Source organism: Halomonas koreensis, from assembly GCF_031451675.1.
In the GTDB taxonomy this organism is placed as follows: domain Bacteria; phylum Pseudomonadota; class Gammaproteobacteria; order Pseudomonadales; family Halomonadaceae; genus Halomonas; species Halomonas koreensis.
The window spans coordinates 418,649-442,705 of the sequence record NZ_JARWAK010000002.1 but is presented as its reverse complement, the minus strand read 5'-3'; the positions used below and the strand labels follow the sequence as shown (position 1 = coordinate 442,705).

At 69.3% G+C, this 24,057-nt stretch carries 21 protein-coding genes; 13 read left to right on the top strand and 8 right to left on the bottom strand.

Features of this window, described 5'->3' with window-relative positions; genetic code table 11:
* The first annotated feature begins 19 nt into the window (after window positions 1–19).
* The 7 genes from gyrA to QC818_RS04205 all read left to right on the top strand — a co-directional run bounded on the left by gyrA (window position 20) and on the right by QC818_RS04205 (window position 11,066).
* A complete protein-coding gene (gyrA, locus tag QC818_RS04235; protein WP_309651593.1) occupies window positions 20–2,686 on the top strand; it encodes a DNA gyrase subunit A in 2,667 nt (888 codons plus the stop codon).
* A 95-nt stretch (window positions 2,687–2,781) separates the two neighbouring features.
* Window positions 2,782–3,885, top strand: a complete 1,104-nt coding sequence (gene serC, locus QC818_RS04230) for a 3-phosphoserine/phosphohydroxythreonine transaminase (RefSeq protein WP_309651592.1) — start codon at window positions 2,782–2,784, stop codon at window positions 3,883–3,885.
* A 120-nt stretch (window positions 3,886–4,005) separates the two neighbouring features.
* Window positions 4,006–5,097 carry a prephenate dehydratase gene (gene pheA / locus QC818_RS04225; RefSeq protein WP_309651591.1) on the top strand — a complete coding sequence of 364 codons (1,092 nt, stop codon included), beginning with the start codon at window positions 4,006–4,008 and terminating at the stop codon, window positions 5,095–5,097.
* Window positions 5,098–5,106: 9 nt separating this feature from the next.
* Entirely contained in the window at window positions 5,107–7,377 is a 2,271-nt protein-coding gene (locus QC818_RS04220; protein WP_309651590.1) for a bifunctional prephenate dehydrogenase/3-phosphoshikimate 1-carboxyvinyltransferase, read from the top strand.
* The gene (gene cmk, locus QC818_RS04215; protein ID WP_309651589.1) at window positions 7,374–8,063 is read left to right on the top strand and encodes a (d)CMP kinase; all 690 of its coding nucleotides are present in this window, start codon (window positions 7,374–7,376) and stop codon (window positions 8,061–8,063) included. Before QC818_RS04220 ends, cmk begins: the two co-directional genes overlap by 4 nt.
* A gap of 180 nt (window positions 8,064–8,243) precedes the next feature.
* Entirely contained in the window at window positions 8,244–9,920 is a 1,677-nt protein-coding gene (rpsA, locus tag QC818_RS04210; RefSeq protein WP_309651588.1) for a 30S ribosomal protein S1, read from the top strand.
* Window positions 9,921–10,688: 768 nt separating this feature from the next.
* Window positions 10,689–11,066: a histone-like nucleoid-structuring protein, MvaT/MvaU family gene (locus tag QC818_RS04205; RefSeq protein WP_309651587.1), complete on the top strand. Its 378-nt coding sequence runs from the start codon at window positions 10,689–10,691 to the stop codon at window positions 11,064–11,066.
* A gap of 55 nt (window positions 11,067–11,121) precedes the next feature.
* Here QC818_RS04205 and QC818_RS04200 read toward each other — a convergent pair whose 3' ends face one another.
* Window positions 11,122–11,916, bottom strand: a complete 795-nt coding sequence (locus QC818_RS04200; RefSeq protein WP_309651586.1) for an AraC family transcriptional regulator — start codon at window positions 11,914–11,916, stop codon at window positions 11,122–11,124.
* A gap of 357 nt (window positions 11,917–12,273) precedes the next feature.
* On the opposite strand from QC818_RS04200, the gene QC818_RS04195 reads away from it, so the two are divergent.
* Window positions 12,274–12,546, top strand: a complete 273-nt coding sequence (locus QC818_RS04195; RefSeq protein ID WP_309651585.1) for a hypothetical protein — start codon at window positions 12,274–12,276, stop codon at window positions 12,544–12,546.
* A gap of 12 nt (window positions 12,547–12,558) precedes the next feature.
* Here the strand turns inward: QC818_RS04195 and QC818_RS04190 are convergent, their stop codons facing one another.
* From QC818_RS04190 to QC818_RS04175, 4 genes are read right to left on the bottom strand one after another with little or no spacing between them, the layout of a single operon-like run.
* Window positions 12,559–13,428, bottom strand: a complete 870-nt coding sequence (locus QC818_RS04190; protein ID WP_309651584.1) for a DNA replication terminus site-binding protein — start codon at window positions 13,426–13,428, stop codon at window positions 12,559–12,561.
* Between the two features lie 4 nt (window positions 13,429–13,432).
* On the bottom strand, window positions 13,433–13,660 hold the full coding sequence (gene yacG / locus QC818_RS04185) for a DNA gyrase inhibitor YacG (protein ID WP_309651583.1): 228 nt from the start codon (window positions 13,658–13,660) through the stop codon (window positions 13,433–13,435).
* Window positions 13,661–13,701: 41 nt separating this feature from the next.
* Complete coding sequence (gene coaE / locus QC818_RS04180; protein WP_309651582.1) at window positions 13,702–14,331, bottom strand: dephospho-CoA kinase; 630 nt, start codon at window positions 14,329–14,331, stop codon at window positions 13,702–13,704.
* A gap of 1 nt (window position 14,332) precedes the next feature.
* Window positions 14,333–15,184: a prepilin peptidase gene (locus QC818_RS04175; RefSeq protein ID WP_309651581.1), complete on the bottom strand. Its 852-nt coding sequence runs from the start codon at window positions 15,182–15,184 to the stop codon at window positions 14,333–14,335.
* A 202-nt stretch (window positions 15,185–15,386) separates the two neighbouring features.
* Between QC818_RS04175 and nagZ the strand changes: the two genes are divergently transcribed.
* Both nagZ and QC818_RS04165 read left to right on the top strand, forming a co-directional pair.
* On the top strand, window positions 15,387–16,400 hold the full coding sequence (gene nagZ / locus QC818_RS04170) for a beta-N-acetylhexosaminidase (protein ID WP_309651580.1): 1,014 nt from the start codon (window positions 15,387–15,389) through the stop codon (window positions 16,398–16,400).
* A 36-nt stretch (window positions 16,401–16,436) separates the two neighbouring features.
* Window positions 16,437–17,015, top strand: coding sequence for a hypoxanthine-guanine phosphoribosyltransferase (locus QC818_RS04165; protein WP_309651579.1), 579 nt, complete (start codon window positions 16,437–16,439; stop codon window positions 17,013–17,015).
* Window positions 17,016–17,142: 127 nt separating this feature from the next.
* Here the strand turns inward: QC818_RS04165 and QC818_RS04160 are convergent, their stop codons facing one another.
* Window positions 17,143–18,831: an AMP-binding protein gene (locus QC818_RS04160; RefSeq protein ID WP_309651578.1), complete on the bottom strand. Its 1,689-nt coding sequence runs from the start codon at window positions 18,829–18,831 to the stop codon at window positions 17,143–17,145.
* Between the two features lie 70 nt (window positions 18,832–18,901).
* Complete coding sequence (locus QC818_RS04155) at window positions 18,902–19,345, bottom strand: MerR family transcriptional regulator (protein ID WP_309651577.1); 444 nt, start codon at window positions 19,343–19,345, stop codon at window positions 18,902–18,904.
* 239 nt (window positions 19,346–19,584) lie between these two features.
* Here QC818_RS04155 and QC818_RS04150 point away from each other — a divergent pair, with 239 nt between their 5' ends.
* The 3 genes from QC818_RS04150 to mmsB all read left to right on the top strand — a co-directional run bounded on the left by QC818_RS04150 (window position 19,585) and on the right by mmsB (window position 23,060).
* Entirely contained in the window at window positions 19,585–20,751 is a 1,167-nt protein-coding gene (locus tag QC818_RS04150) for an acyl-CoA dehydrogenase family protein (protein ID WP_309651576.1), read from the top strand.
* A 22-nt stretch (window positions 20,752–20,773) separates the two neighbouring features.
* On the top strand, window positions 20,774–21,928 hold the full coding sequence (locus tag QC818_RS04145) for an enoyl-CoA hydratase/isomerase family protein (protein ID WP_309651575.1): 1,155 nt from the start codon (window positions 20,774–20,776) through the stop codon (window positions 21,926–21,928).
* Window positions 21,929–22,160: 232 nt separating this feature from the next.
* Entirely contained in the window at window positions 22,161–23,060 is a 900-nt protein-coding gene (gene mmsB, locus QC818_RS04140) for a 3-hydroxyisobutyrate dehydrogenase (RefSeq protein WP_309651574.1), read from the top strand.
* A 227-nt stretch (window positions 23,061–23,287) separates the two neighbouring features.
* Here the strand turns inward: mmsB and QC818_RS04135 are convergent, their stop codons facing one another.
* Window positions 23,288–23,872 carry a cupin domain-containing protein gene (locus QC818_RS04135; protein ID WP_309651573.1) on the bottom strand — a complete coding sequence of 195 codons (585 nt, stop codon included), beginning with the start codon at window positions 23,870–23,872 and terminating at the stop codon, window positions 23,288–23,290.
* Window positions 23,873–24,057: the final 185 nt, after the last annotated feature.

Below are 24,057 nucleotides of genomic sequence, written 5' to 3'. Positions count from 1 at the left end.
GCAAAGGATTCGACGACCCATGGGTGACATCGCCAGAGAGATTCTGCCAGTCAACATCGAGGACGAGCTCAAGCAGTCGTACCTCGATTACGCGATGAGCGTGATCATCGGACGTGCGCTGCCCGACGTGCGCGATGGCCTGAAGCCGGTGCACCGTCGCGTGCTCTACGCCATGCACGAGCTCGGCAACGACTGGAACAAGCCCTACAAGAAGTCGGCCCGCGTCGTGGGCGATGTCATCGGTAAGTACCACCCCCACGGCGACAGCGCCGTCTACGACACCATCGTGCGCATGGCTCAGGACTTCTCCATGCGTCACGTGCTGGTCGACGGCCAGGGCAACTTCGGCTCCATCGACGGCGACAACGCCGCCGCCATGCGTTACACCGAGGTGCGCATGGCCCGGCTGGCCCACGAGCTGATGGCCGACCTGGAGAAGGACACCGTCGACTGGGTCGACAACTACGACGGCACCGAGCGCATCCCTGACGTGCTGCCTACCAAGGTGCCCAACCTGCTGGTCAACGGCTCCTCGGGCATCGCCGTGGGCATGGCCACCAACATCCCGCCTCACAACATGGTGGAGGTGATCGACGGCTGCCTGGCGCTGATCGACGACTACACCCTGTCCGTCGACGACCTGATGGAGTACATCCCCGGCCCGGACTTCCCCACCGGGGGCATCATCAACGGTCGCGCCGGCATCCTCGAGGCCTATCGCACCGGCCGCGGGCGCATCTACGTGCGCGCCCGCCACACCATCGAGCACGACGAGAAGACCGGCCGCGACCACATCATCGTCACCGAGCTGCCCTACCAGGTGAACAAGGCGCGGCTGATCGAGAAGATCGCCGAGCTGGTCAAGGACAAGAAGATCGACGGCATCGCCGAGCTGCGCGACGAGTCCGACAAGGAAGGCCTGCGCGTGGTCATCGAGGTCAAGCGCGGCGAGTCCGGCGAGGTGGTGGTCAACAACCTCTTCGCCCAGACCCAGCTGCAGAACGTCTTCGGCATCAACATGGTGGCCCTGGACGGCGGCGAGCCGCGCACCCTCAACCTCAAGGAGGTGCTCGAGGCCTTCATCCGCCACCGCCGCGAGGTGGTCACCCGGCGCACCCTCTACGAGCTCAAGAAGGCCCGCGAGCGTGGCCATATCCTCGAGGGCCTGACGGTCGCCATCTCCAACATCGACGAGGTGATCGAGCTGATCAAGGCCTCGCCGTCCGCCGCCGAGGCCAAGGAGAAGCTGCTGGCCCGCAGCTGGGCGCCGGGGCAGGTCACCGGCATGCTCGAACGCGCCGGCGCCACCTCCTGCAAGCCCGAGGACCTGGAGGAGGGCTACGGCCTCGATCCGGCCTCCGCCGAGTATCGCCTGTCGCCGGCCCAGGCCCAGGCCATCCTCGAGCTGCGCCTGCATCGCCTGACCGGGCTCGAGACCGAGAAGCTACTCGACGAGTACCTGAAGATCCTCGAGAAGATCGCCGAGCTCACCGAGATCCTGGCCAGCGCCGACCGCCTGCTGGAGGTGATCCGCGAGGAGCTGGCCGCCGTGCGCGACCAGTTCGGCGAGCCGCGGCGCACCGAGATCCAGGCCAGCCACCTGGACCTGTCCATCGAGGACCTGATCGCCGAGGAGGACATGGTGGTCACCGTGTCCCGCTCGGGCTACGCCAAGACCCAGCCGCTCTCCGACTACCAGGCCCAGCGCCGGGGCGGTCGCGGCAAGTCGGCCACCGCCATGAAGGACGAGGACGTCATCGAGCACCTGCTGGTGGCCTCGACCCACGACACCGTGCTGCTGTTCTCCAACCGCGGCAAGGTCTACTGGCTCAAGGTCTACGAGATGCCGGCGGCCAGCCGGGGTTCCCGGGGCAAGCCGCTGGTCAACCTGCTGCCCCTGGACGAGGGCGAGTCGATCAACGCCATCCTGCCGGTGCGCGACTACGACCCCGAGAGCTACATCTTCTTCGCCACCGCCAAGGGCACCGTCAAGCGCACCAGCCTGGAACAGTTCTCCCGGCCGCGCAGCGTGGGCCTGATCGCCATCGAGCTGGAGGAGGGCGATCGCCTGGTGGGCGCCGCCATCACCAGCGGCAGCGACCATGCCATGCTGCTGTCCTCCAACGGCAAGGCGATCCGCTTCGAGGAGGGCGATGTCCGCGCCATGGGCCGCACCGCCCGCGGCGTGCGCGGCATGAAGCTGCTCGATGGTGCCGAGGTGATCAGCCTGATCATCCCCCAGAGCCAGCGCATCGACGCCGAGACCGAGGAGGGCGAGGGCGACGCCGAGGCGGTCAACGGCAACGGCGGCCAGATCTATATCCTTACCGCCAGCGAGCGCGGCTACGGCAAGCGCACCCGGTTGGAGGAGTTCCCGCTGCGCGGCCGCGGCGGCCAGGGCGTGATCGCCATGCAGACCAGCGAGCGCAACGGCGCCCTGGTGGCGGCCATGCAGGTCTACGGCAGCGACGAGATGATGCTGATCACCGACCGCGGCACCCTGGTGCGCACCCGGGTCGACGAGGTGTCGATCTCCTCGCGCAACACCCAGGGCGTGATGCTGATCCGCCTGGGCGAGGCCGAGTCGCTGGTCAAGACGGTGCGCATCGACGAGCCCGAGGAGGAGGCGACGCCTGCCGAGGAGGAAGACGCCGAGGCGCGGGATGAAGGCACCGATGCCCAGTAGGAGCGCCGCTTGCTGCGCGATGGTGGCGCCCATCGCGCGCTGAAGAGCGCTCCCACAGGGTGGGGGAATACCCGAGACAAGGAATCAAGACGCCGATGACACGCCATTTCAATTTCTGTGCCGGCCCCGCGGCCCTGCCGGAGCCGGTGCTGGCCCGGGCCCGGGACGAACTGCTGGACTATCGGGGGCACGGCCTCTCGGTGATGGAGATGAGCCACCGCTCGCCGGAGTTCGTGGCCATCGCCGAGCGGGCCGAGCGCGACCTGCGCGAGCTGCTGGCGGTGCCCGACGACTACCGGGTGCTGTTCACCCAGGGCGGGGCCAGCCTGCAGTTCGCCGCCGTGCCCTACAACCTGCTGGGCCGCGGCGGGCGCGCCAACTTCCTCCACACCGGGATCTGGGGCAAGAAGGCCATGGCCGAGGCCCGCCACCTGTTCGGCGAGGCCCCGGTGGCCGCCTCCAGCGAGGCGGGCGGTTTCGCCGCCGTGCCGCGCCCGGCCGATATCGCCCTGACCGAGGACGCCGCCTACCTCCACTACACCGCCAACGAGACCATCGGCGGGCTCGAGTTCGACTACATCCCCGAGGCCGTGCGCCCCGACGGCACCGAGGTGCCCCTGGTCTGCGACCTGTCCTCGAGCATCCTCAGCGAGCCGCTGGACGTCTCGCGGTTCGGGGTGATCTATGCCGGCGCCCAGAAGAACATCGGCCCGGCCGGGCTCACCGTGGTGATCGTGCGCGAGGACCTGCTCGACCGCGCCTGCGCCGAGATGCCCTCCCTGCTCGGCTACCGGGCCCTTGCCGAGGGCGCCTCGATGGTCAACACGCCGGCCACCTACGGCTGGTACCTGGCCGGCCTGGTGTTCGAGTGGCTCAAGGAGGACATCGGCGGCCTGGCGGCGATGGAAGCCATCAATCGCCGCAAGGCCGACAAGCTCTATGCCGCCATCGACGCCAGCGAGCTCTATTCGAACCCGATCGCCCCGGCCAACCGCTCGCGGATGAACGTGCCCTTCGTGCTCGCCGACGACCGCCTGGACGCGACCTTCCTGGCCGAGGCCGAGGCGGCGGGGCTGCTCAACCTCAAGGGCCATCGCAGCGTCGGCGGCATGCGCGCCAGCCTCTACAACGCCGTGCCCGAGGCCGCCGTGGACGCCCTGGTCGACTTCATGGGCGACTTCGAGCGGCGCAAGGGTTGAGGGACGAGGTGCGAGGGACAAGGAGCGAGGGGTGAGGACTTCGAACCTCGAACCTCGAACCTCGAACCTCGAACCTCAGTAAGACACCGGGCCTCGGCCCCGATAACAAGGGAACCACCGATGAGTGATACCCCCGTCAATCTCGAGGCGCTGCGTCAGCGCATCGACGAGCTGGACACCGACATCCTGCGGCTGATCAGCGAGCGCGCCGAGTGCGCCCGCCGCGTGGCCGAGATCAAGACCCAGGACGATCCCCGGGCGGTCTTCTATCGCCCCGAGCGCGAGGCCCAGGTGCTGCGCCGGATCATGGAGCTCAATCACGGGCCGCTGGACAGCGAGGAGATGGCGCGGCTGTTCCGCGAGATCATGTCCGCCTGCCTGGCGCTGGAGCAGCCGGTCAAGGTCGCCTACCTGGGGCCGGAGGGCACCTTCACCCAGCAGGCGGCGCTCAAGCACTTCGGCGAGAGCGCCGTCAGCCTGCCCATGGCGGCCATCGACGAGGTCTTCCGCGAGGTCGAGGCGGGCGCCGTGAACTACGGCGTGGTGCCGGTGGAGAATTCCACCGAGGGCGTGATCAACCACACCCTGGACTCCTTCATCGACTCCGGCCTGCGCATCTGCGGCGAGGTGGTGCTGCGCATCCACCATCACCTGCTGGTCTCCGACACCACGCGGCGCGACAAGGTCTCGCGGATCTACTCCCATCCGCAGTCCTTCGCCCAGTGCCGCAAGTGGCTGGATGCCCACTACCCCCACGCCGAGCGGGTGCCGGTGTCGTCCAACGCCGAGGCGGCGCGGCTGGTCAAGACCGAGTGGCACAGCGCCGCGATCGCCGGCGACATGGCGGCCAAGCTCTATGGCCTGACCCCCGTCGCCGAGAAGATCGAGGATCGCCCGGACAACTCCACGCGTTTTCTGATCATCGGCAATCAGGACGTGCCCATGTCCGGCGAGGACAAGACCTCGGTGGTGGTGGCCATGCGCAACCAGCCCGGGGCCCTGCACGACCTGCTCGAGCCCTTCCATCGCCACCAGATCGACCTGACCCGCCTGGAGACCCGGCCGTCGCGCAGCGGCGTGTGGAACTACGTGTTCTTCATCGACTTCAAGGGTCACCACGCCGAGCCCCGGGTGTCGGCGGTGCTCGAGGAAGTCAGGCTGCGGGCCGCCGAGCTCAAGGTCCTGGGGTCCTACCCCCAGGGCGTGCTCTAGGTGGGCCGGATGCGTCCGGCGCCTGCAGAAGGCCGGCTGCTGATCGTCGGCCTGGGCCTGATCGGCGGTTCGCTGGCTGCCGCCCTGCGCGACGCCGGCTTCGCCGGGGAGATCCTGGCCTGCGACCCGGATGCCGACGAGGTCGCCCGGGGCGTCGAGATGGGCCTGATCGACCGCGGCGGCACCCGGCTGGCGCCCTTGCTCGAAGGCGCCGAGCTGGTCGTGCTGGCGGTGCCGGTGCTGGCCATGGGCCAGGTGATGGGCGAGCTCGCCGCCGCCCGCGGGCGCGCCTCGCCGGACCTGGTGATCACCGACGTGGGCAGCACCAAGGGCGCGGTGCGCGAGGTCGCCGAGGCCGCCTTCGGCGGGCTGCCGGCCAACCTGGTGCTTGGCCATCCCATCGCCGGTTCCGAGAAGAGCGGCGTGGCCGCCGCCGACCCGCGGCTCTACGTCGGCCACAAGGTGATCCTCACCCCCGAGGCGGCGACCGACCCCCGGGCGGTGGCTCGGGTGCGCGCCCTGTGGGAGGCCGCCGGCGCCGAGGTGCTGGAGATGGCCGTGGCCCGCCACGACCAGGTGCTGGCCCGCACCAGTCACCTGCCGCACCTGCTGGCCTTCTCGCTGGTGGACACCCTGGCGCGCCAGGACGAGCGCCTGGAGATCTTCCGCTATGCCGCCGGGGGCTTTCGCGACTTCACCCGCATCGCCGGCAGCGACCCGGTGATGTGGCGGGACATCTTCGTCGCCAACCGCGACGCCGTGCTCGCCGCCCTCGATGACTTCGAGGCCGGCGTGGGGCGTCTGCGGCGCGCCGTCGAGGCCGGCGACACCGACGCCATGCTGGCCACCTTCGATCGTGCCAGCCACGCCCGGCGCTATTTCGACTCCCTGCTCAACCAGACCAGTTACCAGGCGGAGTACCAGATGCAAGCACAAGGCAAGCGACGCTACCGGGTGCGCCCCGGCGGCAGCGTGACCGGGCGGATCCGCGTGCCCGGCGACAAGTCGATCTCCCACCGGGCCATCATGCTCGGCGCCCTGGCCGAGGGCGTCACCGAGGTGACCGGCTTCCTGGAGGGCGAGGACAGCCTGGCCACCCTCCAGGCCTTCCGCGAGATGGGCGTGGCCATCGAGGGGCCGCACCAGGGGCGGGTCACCGTCCACGGCGTGGGCCTGCACGGCCTCAAGGCGCCGGCCGGGCCGCTCTACGTGGGCAACGCCGGCACCGCCATGCGGTTGTTCGCCGGGCTGCTGGCCGGCCAGGCCTTCGACACCGAGCTGACCGGCGACGCCTCGCTGACCAAGCGCCCCATGGGGCGGGTCGCCGACCCGCTGCGCGAGATGGGCGCGGTGATCGAGACCGCCGAGGGCGGCCGCCCGCCGCTGACGATTCGCGGCGGCCAGGCCCTGCGCGGCATCAGCTACGACATGCCCATGGCCAGCGCCCAGGTGAAGTCCTGCCTGCTGCTCGCCGGGCTCTATGCCGAGGGCGAGACCCGGGTGCGCGAGCCGGCGCCGACCCGTGATCACACCGAGCGCATGCTGGGCGGCTTCGGCTATGCGGTCGGCCGTGAGGGTGATACCTGCTGGCTGAGCGGCGGCGGCAAGCTCACCGCCGCGCCCATCGACGTGCCCTCCGACATCTCCTCGGCGACCTTCTTCCTGGTCGCCGCGGCCATCACCCCGGGCGCGGACCTGGTGCTCGAGCATGTGGGCATCAATCCCACGCGGATCGGCGTGATCAACATCCTCAAGGCCATGGGCGCCGACCTGCGCCTGGAGAACGAGCGTGAGGTGGGCGGCGAGCCGGTGGCCGACCTGCACATTCGCTACGCGCCGCTCACGGGCATCGACATCCCCGTCGACCAGGTGCCGCTGGCCATCGACGAGTTCCCCGCGCTGTTCGTCGCCGCCGCCAACGCCGAGGGCACCACCCGCCTGCGCGAGGCCGCGGAGCTGCGGGTCAAGGAATCCGACCGGCTCAAGGCCATGGCCGACGGCCTGGCCGCCATCGGGGTCGACAACCGGCTCTACGACGACGGCATCGATATCGTCGGCCGTGCGCAAGGGCAGGGCGGCGAGGGGCCGAGCTACGGCGGCGGGCGCATCGACAGCCTGGGCGATCACCGCATCGCCATGGCCTTCACCGTGGCCGCGCTGCGCGCCTCGGACGAGATCGTCATCGACGACTGCGCCAACGTGGCGACCTCCTTCCCCGGCTTCGTGGATCTGGCGCGGCGCGTCGGCCTGTCCCTCGACGAAGAGCAGGAGGCATCATGAGCGATACGGCCCCGGTACTCACCATCGACGGCCCCGGCGGCGCCGGCAAGGGCACCATCAGCCGCCTGATCGCCGAGCGCCAGGGTTGGCACCTGCTGGATAGCGGCGCCCTCTACCGGCTGACGGCGCTGGCCGCCGGCCGGCACGAGGTGGCCCTGGACGATGAGGCGGCGCTGGCCCGGGTTGCCGAGACCCTGGACGTGGTCTTCCTGGCCGAGGGCGGCGAGGCCCGGGTGCTGCTGGAGGGCGAGGACGCCAGCCGGGCGATCCGCACCGAGCAGGTCGGCGATGCCGCCTCCCGGGTGGCGGCGCTGCCGGCGGTGCGCGAGGCGCTGCTCAAGCGCCAGCGGGACTTCCGCCAGGCCCCGGGCCTGGTGGCCGACGGCCGCGACATGGGCACCGTGGTCTTCCCCGAGGCGCCGCTCAAGGTCTTCCTCACCGCCTCGGCCGAGGAGCGCGCCCGGCGCCGGCACCTGCAGTTGCGGGAGGCGGGGGTGGATGCTAGTCTATCGAGTCTTCTAAAGGAGATTCAGGCACGCGATGCACGCGACATGCAGCGCAGCGTGGCTCCGCTCGTAGCGGCCGATGACGCCGTCGAGCTGGACACCACGAGCCTGACGATACCGGAAGTGGTGGATCGGCTGACGGAACTGCTGGCCCGACGGGGCCTGGCGTCCGCCTCCTGAAACTCCCTTGCGGCGCCTTCGGCAAGATGTGATGACGTGGTCGGGCACCCCCGTTTGCCGTGAGCCCGGCCAGGTCGAACCAGCGCCAACATCCCCGAAGGCAGTCTGAAATGGCCCGCACTCGCTGGTGGTGCGGAGGAGCGGCCCCGGCCGCGCAAACGTTGATCACGTAGGAACATCATGAGCGAAAGCTTTGCTGAACTGTTTGAACAGTCTCTCCAGGACATCAACATGGAGCCGGGCGCCATCGTCGCGGCTACCGTCGTCGACATCGAGGGTGACTGGGTCACCGTCAATGCCGGCCTGAAGTCCGAAGGCCAGATCCCCGCGGCCCAGTTCCGCGACGACAACGGCGAGCTGACCATCGCCGTCGGCGACGAGGTCCACGTCGCCCTGGAAGCCGTGGAAGACGGCTTCGGCGAGACCCGCCTGTCCCGCGAGAAGGCCAAGCGCGCCGAAGCGTGGAAGGTGCTGGAAGCGGCCTTCGAGAAGGAAGAGATCGTCAAGGGCGTGATCAACGGCAAGGTCAAGGGCGGCTTCACCGTCGACGTGGATTCCATCCGCGCCTTCCTGCCCGGTTCCCTGGTCGACGTGCGTCCGGTGCGCGACACCACGCACCTCGAGAACAAGGAGCTGGACTTCAAGGTCATCAAGCTCGATCCGAAGCGCAACAACGTGGTCGTGTCCCGCCGCGCCGTGCTCGAGGCCGAGAACAGCGCCGAGCGTGAGGCCCTGCTCGCCACCCTGCAGGAAGGCCAGCAGATCGTCGGTATCGTCAAGAACCTGACCGACTACGGCGCCTTCGTCGACCTGGGCGGCGTCGACGGCCTGCTGCACATCACCGACATGGCCTGGAAGCGCATCAAGCATCCGAGCGAGATCGTGGCCGTCGGCGACGAGATCACCGTCAAGGTGCTGAAGTTCGACCGCGAGCGCAACCGCGTCTCCCTGGGCCTGAAGCAGCTGGGCGAGGATCCCTGGGTCAACATCAAGGATCGCTACCCGGAAGGCACCAAGGTGCATGCCAAGGTCACCAACCTCACCGACTACGGCTGCTTCGCCGAGCTGGAAGAGGGTGTCGAGGGTCTGGTCCACGTGTCCGAGATGGACTGGACCAACAAGAACATCCATCCGTCCAAGGTCGTTCAGGTCGGCGACGACGTGGATGTCATGGTGCTCGACATCGACGAGGAGCGTCGTCGTATCTCCCTGGGCATCAAGCAGTGCACCGCCAACCCCTGGGAGACCTTCAACGCCCAGTACAACAAGGGCGATCGCGTCCAGGGCACCATCAAGTCCATCACCGACTTCGGCATCTTCATCGGCCTGGAAGGCGGTATCGACGGCCTGGTGCACCTGTCCGACATCTCCTGGACCGAGACCGGCGAAGAGGCCGTGCGCCAGTTCAAGAAGGGCGATGAGGCCGAGGCCGTGATCCTGTCCATCGACCCGGAGCGCGAGCGCATCTCGCTCGGCATCAAGCAGCTCGACACCGATCCGGTTTCCGAGTTCCTGGCCGTCAACGACAAGGGCTCCATCGTCACCGGCCGCGTGGTCGAGGTCGATGCCAAGGAAGCTCACGTCGAGCTGGCCACCGATGTCGTCGCCGTGCTGAAGGCCTCCGAGATCAGCGCCGACCGCGTCGAGGATGCCCGCAACGTGCTGAACGAGGGTGACAGCGTCGAGGCCCGCATCGTCGGCGTCGATCGCAAGAATCGTCAGATCAACCTGTCCATCAAGGCCAAGGATCAGGACGACACCCGTCGCAACATGGGCAAGCTGCGCGAGCAGGACGTCGAGAGCGATGGTCCGACCACCATCGGCGACCTGATCAAGCAGCAGATGGGTCAGGACTGAGCCTCGGGCCCACGCCCGACGCCAGGCCGATAAACAAGGCGCCGCCCGGAAGGGTGGCGCCTTTTTAATTTGGGCCCGGACGATCCTGTAGGAGCGCAGCTCCGCTGCGCGAAAGGCGCCGCCAGGCGCCCTGGTCGGGGCTCAATCCATCGCGCAACAAGTTGCGCTCCTACAACCCCAAAGGCCGCAGGCGCCCGGTTCATGCCCCACGGATGGCGCGAGCCACCGAGCGTGTAGGAGCGCAGCTGCGCTGCGCGAAAGGCGCCGCCAGGCGCCCTGATCGAGGCTCGGTCCATCGCACAACCCCAAAGGCCGCAGGCGCCCGGTTCATGCCCCACGGATGGCGCGAGCCACCGAGCGTGTAGGAGCGCAGCTCCGCTGCGCGAAAGGCGCCGCAGGCGCCCTGGTTGGGGCTCAATCCATCGCGCAACAAGTTGCGCTCCTACAACCCCAAAGGCCGCAGGCGCCCGGTTCATTCCCCAAGGGTGGTGAGCCCCGATCCTGTAGGAGCGCAGCTCCGCTGCGCGACAGGCGCCGCAGGCGCCCTGGTCGGGGCTCAATCCATCGCGCGACCAGTCGTGCTCCCGCTTTGCCAAAGCGTGCATTGTCGCGTCTCGAGTTTGCGGGATTAATGGCGTGCGGGAATGGATAAAGCGGTGGAGGCGTTAATGGTCCGAAAGTCTTTAACGATGCCACAAGTTGCGTAACGCTATTATTGCCGCAATAATGGAAAGGCATTCCCGAGACTTTTTTATAAGGACCTGCTAGATGTCTTCACTCCTCAGTAACTACATGCAGAAGGAACAGCAGCTCAAGCAACTCCAGGGCGAACTCGAACGCCTGGAGAATGACGAGCGACTCAAGGCCGAACTCGAGTTCAAGACCAAACTCGAGGAACTCATGCAGCAGTTCGGCAAGAGCGCCAGCGATGTCATCGAGCTGCTCGATCCCAAGCCCGCGGCGGCTCCCAAGGCGGCGGCCCCGGCCGGCGGCGGGCGTCGCAAGCGCAAGCTGAAGATCTACAAGAACCCGCATACCGGCGAGGTGGTCGAGACGCGCGGCGGCAACCAGAAGACCCTGAAGGCCTGGAAGGACGAGTTCGGCGCCGAGACCGTCGAGTCCTGGCTGGTGCGCACCGAGGACTGAAGGCGGACGGCGAGTCCCGATACGCGACGCCGCCCTCAGGGGCGGCGTTCTCGTCTCACAGCAGCGGGATGCGCAGTTCCAGGGTCTCCGCCTGCTGGAGCAGCTGCGGCGCCTCGCCGCTCAGCGGCTCGCCGTCGCCGCTCACCGCCCGGCCGCTCATGAACAGCATCGCCTCGTCGAGCTGCCCGGGGTGGGTCAGCGGCACGCAGGCATAGGCCTGCGCGGGCAGCTCCTGGGTCCGGAAGTTCGGGGGCAGCGCCAGGCCGGCGGCGGCGATGTCGAGCTCCACGCCCAGGTCGAGACGCGGCAGGGCGCCTTCCAGCGGCTGGTCATGATAGATGGCGATCGGCGGCGCCGCCGCGAGAGACGCCGGCAGCACTTCCGCCCCCTGAGCATGGCGTTGCCAGTCGCGCAGGTCCTCCAGCGGCCGGGCGGGTCGGTAGAGCCGGGTCAGCACCGTCTTGCGGCGTGGCAGCTCGCGCACTTGATACGCGAAGGGCGTGGCCGCCTTGCGCCGTCGGGCCAGGTTCAGTCGCAGGCAGCGCCGGTACTGCCGGGGCGTCCTGCCGAAGCGGCGCTGGAAGGCCCGCGAGAACGCCGAATGGTTGCGATAGCCGCAGGCGCCGGCGATGCGGTTGACGTCCATCGGGGTGTGGATCAGCAGCCGGGCGGCCTTCTCCAGGCGTAGCCGGTCGCGATAGGCGCCGGGCGAGAGCCCGAAGCAGTGCCGGAAGCGCCGCCTGATCTGTGAAGATGAATAGCCCATTCGTCGGGCGAGTGCCTCGATTCCCACCTGGTCGTCCAGGCTGTCCTGGAGCCAGACCTCCGCTCGCATCATGTCCTGGCACATGGCCCTGTTCCCCGTCCTGCGTCGTCGCCCGTGCCTTGGTGTCACCGCGTGGGGCCACTCGGGCCGTCGGCGTTGCCCGGTCTGTCGCCGGGATTCGATGTATGCCGCTTTTTGATCGTTATAAAGGTGCTTTCACGATACTTTATGCCGTCTCGCGGGGGGCGAAGGCAAGTTTGGATGTCGGGATTGAGCGATTCGGCACACAATCCTGCCGCGCCGGGAAAGATGCCAAGCGGGAAGCCAGCGAGTATACTCGCCGAGTCAGCGTCCCGTTTCACGAAGCCTCGTCTTCCCCCTTGCCGAACCGGGACACGAAACCAAGAGTCACGAATGAAACAGCACACATCCCGAACGCCTATGGATGAGCGTGAGAAGTTGCGCAAGTTCCGTGAACTCGACGACGCCTTCGCCGAGGCCCTGCGGGGCCTCGACAGCCCCGAGCGTCGTCGGGAGATTCCCACCGGCCCGCCGGTCCGCCCCCTGGAAGAACAGCCGGGCGATGACGCGGCGGGCGATCCGGAGGCAGACTTCGAGCGGCGCCTCAAGGCGCTGATGAAGGACTACGCCCTGCCGGCCGAGAGCGTCAGCGACCTCGTCCAGACCCTGCGAGCCCTCGGCCGGATCGCCTGATTTCCGGGCGGCTCAGCGACGATAGCGGTGGACGCGCAGGCTGGGCAGCAGCGGTTCCGGCTCCAGGCGCTCGTCGCGGCGCCGCGATCGGGTGCGCGCCTGCGGCGGCTGCGCCGGCGGTTGGTTGTGATCCGGCAGCCGGCCGTCCTCGGCGGGCAGGAACAGCGGCAGCGCCACGTTCATGGCGCGTCGCCGCCGGCCGTCGTCGAGGGGCTCGCGAAAGAAGAGGTTGGCGCGCATCAGCGGCGCCTGGCGCTGCACCTGCGCCAGCGGCTCCCGGTCGGGGAGCCCCGCCAGCCGTTCCAGCTGGATCCGCACATGGGCGGCCTCGGTGTCCAGGGCGAGCAGCTTCTGCTCGGCCTCGCGCACCGTCAGGCGCTTGATCGAGCGGCCGCTGGTATACCAGGCCAGGCGCACCCGCGCCACCGGGGCCTCGGCCAGCGGAATGGCGCGCCAGCATTGCTTGAGGTGCAATCGGGCCAGGCCGCTGCCGCGGAGATGTCCGTGAAGCCGCGGATGGCGGAAGGGCAGCACCGCCTTGGCCTCGGGCACCAGCGACGGGGCCCGCTCGCGGATCCGGGCCAGCTGGGCGGCGAACGCCCGCTTGGCGGCATTGACCGCCACGGCCTGCGCCATCACCGGCTCGGGGGCGGCGATCAGCCCCACATGGCTGCGGGTGCTGCGGCCGTCCTGGCCGTCCTGGTACCAGAAGTCCAGCAGGGTGCGGTGCAGCCAGTCGGCGTCGGCTCGGGCCTCGCCGAAGGCCCAGGCCTCGCCGCCGTGCTCGCGCCAGCCGGCCACCAGGGCCTCGGCGCTCTCCACCAGGCGGTCGTAGGCGGCCTCCAGCTCGGCCAGCAGGCGATATTCCGGCGCGTCGCCCATGGGGCTAGCGGTCTCCGTCGCGGTCCGCCTGTGCCAGCCAGGCGTCGATATCGGTCTCGTCCATGGCCGGCTCGCCGGCGATCCGATGGGACTCGTCGGCCCAGGCGCCGAGATCCAGCAGGCGGCAGCGACGGCTGCAGAAGGGGCGATAGGGGTTGTCCTCGGACCAGGCGACCGCCTTGCGGCATTGCGGGCAGGCCACCTCGAGGGGGCGGGCGTCGTCTTGGCTCATGATTCGGCCTCGTAGCGTGGAAATGGACGAAGGATGACGCCTCAGGGCGCCGGCGGCAATCCGGCCAGCGCGCGATAACGGCGGTCGAGGTCCGCCACCCGCGCCTCGAGGGCGGCCTCGTCGCCGTCATTGTCGAGCACGTCGTCGGCCCGGGCCAGGCGGGTCGCGCGGGGCATCTGGGCCGCGACGATGGCCCGGGCCTGGGCCTCGTCCACGTCGTCGCGGCTCGCCGTGCGGCGTACCTGCAGCGCCTCGGGGACGTCGATCACCAGGATGCGGTCGACCAGCTCATGCTGGCCCGATTCCAGCAGCAGCGGCGACACCAGCAGCGCATAGGGGGCCGGGCCGCGGCGGAAGGCGGCCAGGTGCTCGAGCAGGCGCTCGCGGATGCGCGGATGGGTGACCGACTCCAGCCAGCGGCGCTCCGCGGGGTCGGCGAAGACGATGTCGCGCAGGGCACGCCGGTCCAGCCGGCCGTCGGCGCGGAGGACGCGCTCGCCGTAGCGGGTGGCGATGGCCGCCAGGGCGGGCTCGCCGGGCTCGACCACCTCCCGGGCGACGTCGTCGGCATCGACCCAGGGGACGTCGTGGCGGGCGAAGGCGCGGGCCACGGTGGACTTGCCGGAGGCGATGCCCCCGGTCACGCCGATGATCAGGATATGGGCCGTCATGTCAGCTCACCATGCCCAGGTAGGCGGCCATCAGCGGCTCGCCGGCCAGCAGGGCGATCCAGCCGGCGGCCGCCAGCCAGGGGCCGAAGGGCATGGGCGCGCCCCGCAGGCGGGGCAGGGTCAGCTGGGCGATCCCCCCGACCAGCGCGCCGGCGCCGGCGGCCAGGATCAGCACCATGGGCAGGTAGGGCCAGCTCAGCCAGGCGCCCAGGGCCGCCAGCAGCTTGAAGTCGCCGTAGCCCATGCCCTCCTTGCCGGTGATGGCCTTGAACAGCCAGTAGAAGCTCCACAGCGACAGGTAGCCGGCCATGGCGCCGATCACGGCGCTCGGTAGCAGCAGCGGCTGGAACAGCAGCTGGTAGAGCAGGCCCGCCCACAGCAGGGGCAGGGTCAGGATGTCGGGCAACAGCTGGGTGCGCAGGTCGATCACCGCCATGGCCAGCAGGGCCAGGCAGGCGCCGATGATGAACAGGCCCTCGAGGGTGGCGCCGAACAGGGCCACCACCGCCAGGGTCAGCAGGCCGCCGGCCAGCTCCACCAGGGGATACTGGGCGCTGATGCGACCCCCGCACCGGGCGCAGCGGCCCCGGCGCTTCAGCCAGCCGAGCAGCGGCAGGTTGTCGTGCCAGGCGATCGGCGTCTCGCAGCGCGGGCACATCGAGCCGGGGGTGACCAGGTTGAAGCGCGGCGGCGTCTCGGCCTCGAGCTCGAGGGCATCCCGGGCCTCGGCGCGCCATTCGCGCATCAGCATCACCGGCAGCCGGGTGATCACCACGTTGAGGAAGCTGCCGAGGCACAGGCCGAAGAGCCCGGCCAGCGGCCAGAGCAGGTGGGGGGGCAGATCGACAGGCAAGTGGGCGCTCCTTTCCGGCTGGGTATCCGCCGGCCATTCTACGGGGCCGATGCCGCCTTGTCCGGTGTCTTCTATCCTGAAGTGCGCCCCGTCCCCGCGATCGGGGGGGGAGGCGGCGGCGCCGTCGCTCGGCTCGGGCACCCTGTCGCCGACGGCGGCTTTGTTCTAGAATCGCCCCCCTTCAAACGTCAGGAAGGCAACCATGACCCAGACGCTCGGACCGGTGATGCTGGACCTGGAAGGCCCTCGGCTGCGCGACGCGGAGCGCGAGCTGCTGCGTCGCCCCGCGGTGGGCGGGGTGATCCTGTTCGGCCGCAACGTCGAGGACGCCGCCCAGGTGCGCGAGCTGTGCCGGACGATCCGCGCGGTGCGCCCGGAACTGCTGCTGGCCATCGACCAGGAAGGCGGGCGGGTGCAGCGCCTGCACCAGGGCGTGACGCGGCTGCCCAGCATGGCGCGGCTCGGTCGCGATGCCGGCGCCACGCCCGAGGTCACCGGGCGGCTGTGCCAGGATGCCGGCTGGCTGCTGGGCATGGAGATGGCCGCCTGCGGCCTGGACCTCAGCTTCGCGCCGGTGCTCGACGTCGACGACGGTCACTCCACGGTGATCGGCGATCGCAGCTTCTCCGGCGATCCCGAGGTCGTGGCCGCCCTGGGCGGCGCCTTCATCGACGGCCTGCACGAGGCCGGCATGGCGGCGGTGGCCAAGCACTTCCCCGGGCACGGCGGCGTGGCCGCCGATTCCCATCACGAGCTGCCCGTCGACGACCGCCCCCTCGAGACCCTGCGCCGCCGCGACCTGGTGCCGTTCCGCGCCCTGGCCGGCCGGCTGGGGGGCATGATGCCGGCCCATGTGGTCTATCCCGCCTTCGACGAGCGGCCCGCGGGCTTCTCGCCGGCCTGGCTGGGCATGCTGCGCGAGACCCTGGGCTTCAAGGGCGCCATCTTCTCCGACGACCTGAGCATGGCCGGGGCCAGGACCGCGGGCGCCCCCGCGGAGCGGGCCCGGCAGGCCCTGGCCGCCGGCTGCGACATGCTGCTGGTCTGCAACGACCGCGCCGCCGCCCTGGAGGTGGTCGAGGCCTGCGAGGGGCGCGCCAGCAAGCGGGCGCCCCGGCTGCGCTATGCGCGGGCCCGGCCCGACCTGGATGCCCTGGAGGCGCTGTCCCGCTGGCGCCGCGTGCATGCCCGCCTGGAGGCCATGGCCGCCGCCTGACACTCCGATCGACGACGAACCACGACGAGTCACCCGATGCCCAAACTCGATGCCGATGCCCTGCCGTCCCTCTCCGACATGCGCGAGGTCATGGACACCGCCGACTGCCTGATCAGCCAGCAGGAGGTCGAGCGCGCCCTGGACCGCATGGCCGACGAGATCGCCCGCGACCTGGGCGACAAGCTGCCGGTCTTCTACTGCGTGATGAACGGCGGCCTGATCACCACCGGCCACCTGCTGACGCGGCTCGGCTTCCCCCTGGAGGTGGACTACCTGCATGCCACCCGCTATCGCGGCGGCACCCGCGGCGGCGAGCTGTTCTGGCGGGTGTCGCCGGAGATCCCCATGGCCGGCCGCCATGTGGTGATCGTCGACGACATCCTGGACGAGGGTGCCACCCTGGCGGCCATCCTCGATTACTGCCGCGAGGCCGGCGCCGCCAGCATCTCCACCGCGGTGCTGGTCGACAAGTGCCACGACCGCAAGGCGGTGCCGGACCTCAAGGCCGACTACTGCAGCCTCGAGGTGGCCGACCGCTACGTGTTCGGCTTCGGCATGGACTACAAGGGCTACTGGCGCAACGCGCCGGGGATCTTCGCGCCCAAAGGGCTCTAACCGCCCCTTCGGGGCGAGCTGTAAGCCTTAAGCCGTAAGCTATAAGAAACCCCCACGGGCCTGATGCTCGTGGGGGTTTTCTTGCCGCTTAAAGCTTACCGCTTACAGCTCCCGGGCGAAGCCCGGGTCACAGTCCGAGCTCGTGGACCGCTTCCTCGCGCATCTTGAACTTCTGGATCTTGCCGGTGACGGTCATCGGGAAGTCGTCGACGAACTTCACGTAGCGCGGCACCTTGTAGTGGGCGATCTTGCCCTGGCAGAAGGCCTTGAGGCCCTCCTCGTCGAGCTGCTCGCCCTCGCTGAGCTTGACCCAGGCCATGATCTCCTCGCCGTACTTCTCGTCGGGCACGCCGATCACCTGGACGTCGGAAATCGCCGGATGGGTGTAGAGGAAGTCCTCGATCTCGCGGGGATAGACATTCTCGCCGCCGCGGATGATCATGTCCTTGATGCGCCCGACGATGGCCACATAGCCCTCGTCATCCATGGTCGCCAGGTCGCCGGTGTGCATCCAGCCGGCCGCGTCGATGGCCTTGTCGGTGGCGTCCGCGTTGTTCCAGTAGCCGAGCATCACGCTGTAGCCGCGGGTGCACAGCTCGCCGGTCTCGCCCCGGGGCACCACCGCGCCGCTGTCGGGGCTGACCAGCTTGACCTCCAGGTGCGGGTGGATGGTGCCCACCGTGGTCACGCGCTTGTCCAGGGGCGCGTCGGTCTGGGTCTGGAAGCTCACCGGGCTGGTCTCGGTCATGCCGTAGCAGATGGTCACGTCTTCCATGTGCATCTTGTCGATGACCTTGCGCATCACCTCGATGGGGCAGATCGAGCCGGCCATGATCCCGGTGCGCAGGCTGGAGAGATCGAAGCGCTCGAACTCGGGGTGCTCGAGCTCGGCGATGAACATGGTGGGCACGCCGTACAGCGTCGTGGCCCGCTCCTCGGCGACGGCCTCCAGGGTGGCCTGCGGGTCGAAGCCGTCGCCCGGGTAGATCATGGCGGCGCCGTGGGTCACGCAGCCCAGGTTGCCCATCACCATGCCGAAGCAGTGGTAGAGGGGCACCGGGATCACCATGCGGTCGGTCTCGTCGAGGTTCATGGTGCGGGCGACGAAGAAACCGTTGTTGAGGATGTTGTGGTGGGAGAGGGTCGCGCCCTTGGGGGCGCCGGTGGTGCCCGAGGTGTACTGGATGTTGATCGGCTCGTCGAACTGCAGCTCGGCCTGGCGTTCGGCGAGGCGCTCGGCGGTCACGCCCTCGGCGTGGTCGAGCATGCCCTCCCAGCTGTGCATTCCCGGCAGGGCGCGCTCGGCGTCCAGGCAGATGATCCGCTGGAGCTCCGGCAGGCGCTGGCTGGCGAAGGCCTCGGGGGTGGTGTCCTGCACCTCCGGGGCCAGCTCGGCCAGGGTGGCCACGTAGTCGGAGCTCTTGAAGGCGCCCTGCAGGATCAGCGTCGAGGTGCCGGACTGCTTGAGGGCGTATTCCAGCTCGTGGCTGCGGTAGCTGGGATTGATGTTGACCAGGATGGCGCCGAGCTTGGCGGTGGCGAACTGGGTGATGGTCCACTCGGCGCAGTTGGGCGACCAGATGCCGACGCGGTCGCCCTTGGCGACGCCCAGGGCCATCAGCGCCCGGGCGGCCCGGTCGACGGCTGCCTGGAGCTCCCGCCAGCGATAGCGGAGCCCCTGGTGGCGACTGATCAGGGCGTCCCGCTCCGGGAAGCGGGCGACGGTCTCGTCGAAGCAGTCGCCGATGGTCTGCCCCTTCAGGGGCGTGTCGCTGATACCGCTGACGTAGCTGAATTGACGGGTCTGGCGTGACATGGCGGCTCTCATTGTTGTGGCATGAACGCTTTGGCACCGGGAAGTCACCCGGTGGCCCGGCCAGGAATCCTCAGGCGTCCGGATCGAGCTGGCGCAGCACCTCCCGCGCGCGCTGATCCACGTCGTCGATCTCCATGCGCATCAGGCGGATGTCCTCGAGCTGGCGCTCCAGGTTGGCGCGCTTCTCGGCGAGGATCTCCAGCAGGCGTCGCAGCTGACGCGCGTTCCCGTCCGGCATGGCGTCGTACATCATCACCACCTCGCGGATCTCGGCCAGCGAGAAGCCCAGGCGCTTGCCGCGCAGGGTCAGCTTCAGGCGCACCCGATCCTTCTCGCGATAGATGCGCTTCTGCCCCTGGCGGGTCGGTGCCAGCAGGCCTTCCTGCTCGTAGAAGCGAATGGTGCGGGGCGTGACCTCGAACATCTTGGCCAGTTCGCCGATGCTGTAGGTACGCTGCTGCCGGGGCAGGGCCTCCGCGCTGGCCTCGGGGGCCGGGGGTGAGGTTCGACTCATGACGATCATTCCTGTAGCCGGGTGGTCCACCGGCGGTTTCCCACCTCGTCCAGGAACCCTAGACGAGGTTTACGTTAACGTAAAGTGCTTGTTCGACCATGGGGTGATATGGGATAAACCAAGCAAGTGCTAGGTTGGTTGTCATCGCGACGGCGCGGCACGCCTCGGGCGTGCTCGCCGGCAAGGCGGGCAACCGGCCGCGTTCCCGTTCTTCCATTGTCGTTAGACGAGAGGTTCCCATGGATTTTGCGCTGACCGATGACCAGAAGGCGCTGGCCGATGCCGCCGCCGACTTCGCCCGGGCCGAGCTGGCCGACCATGCCGCCGACTGGGACGCGCGCAGTCATTTTCCGGTGGACGTGATCCGCCGCGCCGGTGAGGCGGGGTTCCTGGGGGTCTACACCCCCGAGGAGCAGGGCGGCCTGGGCCTGTCGCGCCTGGAGGCCTCGCTGATCTTCGAGCAGCTCGCCCAGGGCTGCATCGCCACAACGGCCTACCTGACCATTCACAACATGGTGACCTGGATGGTGGCCAACTGGGGCAGCGATGCGCTGCGCGAGCGCTATGTCCCGTCCATGATAGCGGGTGAGGCCCTGGGCTCCTACTGCCTCACCGAGCCCGGCGCCGGCTCCGATGCTGCCAGCCTCAAGACCCGCGCCGTGCGCGAGGGCGACGAGTACGTGATCAGCGGCTCGAAGATGTTCATCTCCGGCGCCGGCGCCACCGACGTGCTGGTGGTGATGGCGCGCACCGGCGAGCCGGACAGCGGCGCCGGCGGGGTCTCGGCGATCCTGGTGCCCGCCGATGCCGCCGGCATCGAGGTGGGCAAGAAGGAGGAGAAGATGGGCTGGAAGAGCCAGCCCACCTGCCTGATCAGCTTCGACGGCGTGCGGGTACCGGTCGGCAATCGCCTGGGCGAGGAGGGCGAGGGCTTCCGCTTCGCCATGAAGGGCCTGGACGGCGGCCGCCTCAACATCGCCAGCTGCTCGCTGGGCGCCGCTCAGCAGGCCTTGACCCTGTCCCGGGACTATCTGGCCGAGCGCAAGCAGTTCGGCCGCGAGCTGTCGAGTTTCCAGGCCCTGCAGTTCAAGCTGGCCGACATGGCAAGCGAGTTGACCGCCGCCCGGCTGATGGTGCGCCACGCGGCCTGGCGCCTCGACAAGGGCGACCCGGAGGCCACCGCCCACTGCGCCATGGCCAAGCGCTTCGCCACCGACATGGGCTTCAACGTCTGCAACGAGGCCCTGCAGCTGCACGGCGGTTATGGTTATATCCGCGAGTATCCCCTCGAGCGGCTGGTGCGCGACACCCGGGTCCACCAGATCCTCGAGGGCACCAACGAGATCATGCGGCTGATCGTCGCCCGCCGGCTGCTGGCCGACGGCGTCATCGAGTCGCTTCAGTAACCGGATGTCAGGAGAGACAGCGATGTCGGACCTAGCGGTGTGCTTCGACGAACTGCCCACCCGCGGCGGCGGACGGGTCGGCGTGGCGCGGCTCAACGCGCCGAAATCCCTCAACGCCCTGTCGCTGGAGATGATCCAGCGCCTCGACGCCAAGCTGGCGGCCTGGGCCGTGGACCGCAGCATCGTGGCGGTGTGGCTCGAGGGCAAGGGCGACAAGGCCTTCTGCGCCGGCGGCGACGTGGTGGCGCTGTACCGCTCGCTGGTCGAGGAAGGCGACGTCCGCGGCCAGGAGCGCGGCGGCCTGTTCGCCGAGACCTACTTCACCGCCGAGTACCGCCTCGACCATCGCATCCACACCTATCCCAAGCCGCTGCTGGTATGGGGCGACGGCATCGTGATGGGCGGCGGCCTGGGCCTGCTCGCCGGCGGCTTCCAGCGCCTGGTCACCGAGACCACGCGCATCGCCATGCCCGAGATCACCATCGGCCTCTACCCGGACATCGGCGCCAGCTGGTTCCTCAACCGCATGCCGCCGGGCCTCGGCGCCTACCTGGGGCTGACCGGCGCGCAGCTCAACGCCCGGGACGCCCTGGACCTGGGGATGGCGGACCGCTTCGTGCCCCGCGAGCGCCGCGACGACCTGCTGGGCGCCCTGGCCGAGGCCGACTACGGCGATCACGCCCCCGCCGAGTGCCGGCTGGCGGTGGAAGGCGTGCTGGATCGCTTCGAGGCCCGTGACCAGGCTCCCGAGGCCCAGGTCTGGCCGCTGCGCGACCATCTCCAGCGGCTGGTCGGCGAGACCGGCGCCGTCGACGCGGTGTCGCGGATCCTCGCCGACGAGCGCGACGACGCCTGGCTCGCGGCCAACCGGGCGCGCCTGGCGACCGGCTGCCCGATGACCGCCCACCTGGTGTGGCGGATGCTCGAGCGTCATCGGCACACCGGACTGGCCGACGCCTTCCGCGACGAGCTGGGGCTGTCGGTGCAGTGCTGTCGACGCGGGGATCTGGCCGAGGGCGTGCGCGCCCTGCTGATCGACAAGGACAAGCAGCCGCGCTGGTCCCACGATGACGTGGCCGACGTGCCGGAGGCCGACATCCAGGCGCTGATGGCCTCGCCCTGGGGCGACGAGGAACACCCGCTGCGGGACCTGGGCGTCGGCCATCGCGTCGGTTGATCGGGTCCGGCAAGGCTATCGCAGTGAAGCGTGACGAGGGGCGCCGGGGACAAGCCGAAGAGGAGGTCCTACGCCAGGGAAGGCGTCGGTAGCGTACATGGAGGTATTCACAGCGCCTCCTCGTAGGCTTGTCGACGGATCAGCCCCGAGCACCTACCCCTATCTGCGCAAGCCCTGTCGGGTTCGGTACTCAAGCTCTGCCACAACTCACAAGATATCAAGGAGCCACGCCATGAAGATCGCCTTTATCGGACTCGGCAACATGGGCTCGCCCATGGCCGCCAACCTGCTCGCCGCCGGCCACGACGTCTGCGTCTTCGACCTGGTCGAAGACGCCATGGCGGACCTGGCGGGGCAGGGCGCCCGGCGCGGGGACAGCGCCGAGGCGGCCTGCCGCGACGCCGAGGTGGTCATCTCGATGCTGCCCGCCGGCGCCCATGTGCGCGGGCTCTACCTGGGCGCCGAGGGCCGGACGGGCCTGCTGGACGCCCTGGGACACGGCCCGCTGATCATCGATGCCTCGACCATCGCCCCGGACGATGCCCGGGCGGTGGGCGAGGCCGCCGCCGAGCGCGGCCTGACCTACCTGGACGCGCCGGTCTCCGGGGGCGTCGGCGGGGCCAAGGCCGGCACCCTGACCTTCATCGTCGGCGGGGAGGCGGCCGGCTTCGACCAAGCGAAGCCGGTGCTCGAGGGCATGGGCAAGAACATCTTCCATGCCGGTGGCCTCGGCGCCGGCCAGGTCGCCAAGCTGTGCAACAACATGCTGCTCGGCATCCTGATGAGCGGCACCGCCGAGGCGCTGTCGCTGGGCGTCAAGCATGGCCTGGACCCGGCGGTGCTCTCTGAGATCATGAAGCAGAGCAGCGGCGGCAACTGGGCGCTCAACGTCTACAACCCCTGGCCGGGGGTGATGGAGGGCTCGGCGGCGTCCCGGGACTATCAGGGCGGCTTCCTCACCGACCTGATGGCCAAGGACCTGGGCCTGGCCTGGGAGCTGGCGCTCAAGGCCCGGGCCAGCGTGCCCATGGGCTCCCAGGCTCGCAACCTCTTCGCCCTGCACAGCGCCCAGGGCAGCGGGCAACTGGACTTCTCGAGCATCCAGAATCTCTATCGGGCCGGGGAGTCGTAGGGACGAGGTTCGAGGGGCGAGGTTCAAGGGCCCTTAGGGCAGCGACAAGCTACAAGGAGCGAGCCGCAAGGAAACCCCTTGTGGCCTGCCACGGTGGAATACGCTGTCACGCGCCTCGCGCCTCGCGCCTCGCGCCTCGCGCCTCGCGCCTCGCGCCTCGCGCCTCGCACCTCGTACCTCGCACCTCACACCTCACACCTCACACCTCACACCTCGCGCCTCGCCCCTCACCCGTGATGCAACTCCTCGCCGCCGTCGGAGAACGACGGCGGGGTGTTGGCGCTGACGATCACGCACTCCTCGTCGCCGATGTTGCGGAAGCGGTGGGGCAGGCGCGAGTCGAAGTAGTAGCCGTCGCCGGCCTCCAGGATGCCCACCTCGCCGTTGACGGTGATCTCGATGGTCCCCGAGATCACCACCCCGCCTTCCTCGCCTTCGTGCTCCAGCATCTCCTCGCCGCTGTCGGCGCCGGGCGGATAGCGCTCGTGGAGCACCGACATGCGGCGATCCGGCCGGCGCGCGGCCACCAGCCGCCAGGAGAGCTGGCCGTCGCCGATCTCGGTGAGCTCGCCGGCCCGATAGAAGGGGCGCGGGTGGCTGGGTTCGTCGCCGGCGAAGAAGGCGCTGATCGATACCGGCAGGGCATCGAGGATCTTCTTCAGCGAGCTCACCGAGGGGCTGACGCTGTTCTGCTCGATCAGCGAGATGCTGCTGTTGGTCACGCTGGCCCGCTTGGCCAGCTCGCGCTGGGAGAGGCCCTTCTCGCGGCGCAACTGCCGGAGGCGGGCGCCTACGTCGAAACTGTCATCCATCGTGGCGTGTCGGCGGCCGCGGCCGCAATCCTTGTCATGTGTGGAAAATTATTGACGGATGATACCGTCTTCGGGGCCTCACGATAAGCCACGACCCTGATCGCGGTCAGGAACCCCGGCGAACCTGACCTTACGGTCATGGAAGATGTGTCGCGGCTAAGGCATGATGAGGCCATGCCTGACCA

Coding starts and splice junctions, on each gene's coding strand:
- nagZ (WP_309651580.1), top strand. CDS start 15,387: ATGACCCAGACGCTCGGACCGGTGATGCTGGACCTGGAAGGCCCTCGG.
- QC818_RS04195 (WP_309651585.1), top strand. CDS start 12,274: ATGGATGAGCGTGAGAAGTTGCGCAAGTTCCGTGAACTCGACGACGCC.
- serC (WP_309651592.1), top strand. CDS start 2,782: ATGACACGCCATTTCAATTTCTGTGCCGGCCCCGCGGCCCTGCCGGAG.
- QC818_RS04205 (WP_309651587.1), top strand. CDS start 10,689: ATGTCTTCACTCCTCAGTAACTACATGCAGAAGGAACAGCAGCTCAAG.
- coaE (WP_309651582.1), bottom strand. CDS start 14,331: ATGACGGCCCATATCCTGATCATCGGCGTGACCGGGGGCATCGCCTCC.
- yacG (WP_309651583.1), bottom strand. CDS start 13,660: ATGAGCCAAGACGACGCCCGCCCCCTCGAGGTGGCCTGCCCGCAATGC.
- QC818_RS04160 (WP_309651578.1), bottom strand. CDS start 18,831: ATGTCACGCCAGACCCGTCAATTCAGCTACGTCAGCGGTATCAGCGAC.
- mmsB (WP_309651574.1), top strand. CDS start 22,161: ATGAAGATCGCCTTTATCGGACTCGGCAACATGGGCTCGCCCATGGCC.
- QC818_RS04135 (WP_309651573.1), bottom strand. CDS start 23,872: ATGGATGACAGTTTCGACGTAGGCGCCCGCCTCCGGCAGTTGCGCCGC.
- pheA (WP_309651591.1), top strand. CDS start 4,006: ATGAGTGATACCCCCGTCAATCTCGAGGCGCTGCGTCAGCGCATCGAC.
- QC818_RS04200 (WP_309651586.1), bottom strand. CDS start 11,916: ATGTGCCAGGACATGATGCGAGCGGAGGTCTGGCTCCAGGACAGCCTG.
- QC818_RS04190 (WP_309651584.1), bottom strand. CDS start 13,428: ATGGGCGACGCGCCGGAATATCGCCTGCTGGCCGAGCTGGAGGCCGCC.
- QC818_RS04165 (WP_309651579.1), top strand. CDS start 16,437: ATGCCCAAACTCGATGCCGATGCCCTGCCGTCCCTCTCCGACATGCGC.
- QC818_RS04145 (WP_309651575.1), top strand. CDS start 20,774: ATGTCGGACCTAGCGGTGTGCTTCGACGAACTGCCCACCCGCGGCGGC.
- cmk (WP_309651589.1), top strand. CDS start 7,374: ATGAGCGATACGGCCCCGGTACTCACCATCGACGGCCCCGGCGGCGCC.
- gyrA (WP_309651593.1), top strand. CDS start 20: ATGGGTGACATCGCCAGAGAGATTCTGCCAGTCAACATCGAGGACGAG.
- rpsA (WP_309651588.1), top strand. CDS start 8,244: ATGAGCGAAAGCTTTGCTGAACTGTTTGAACAGTCTCTCCAGGACATC.
- QC818_RS04220 (WP_309651590.1), top strand. CDS start 5,107: ATGCGTCCGGCGCCTGCAGAAGGCCGGCTGCTGATCGTCGGCCTGGGC.
- QC818_RS04155 (WP_309651577.1), bottom strand. CDS start 19,345: ATGAGTCGAACCTCACCCCCGGCCCCCGAGGCCAGCGCGGAGGCCCTG.
- QC818_RS04150 (WP_309651576.1), top strand. CDS start 19,585: ATGGATTTTGCGCTGACCGATGACCAGAAGGCGCTGGCCGATGCCGCC.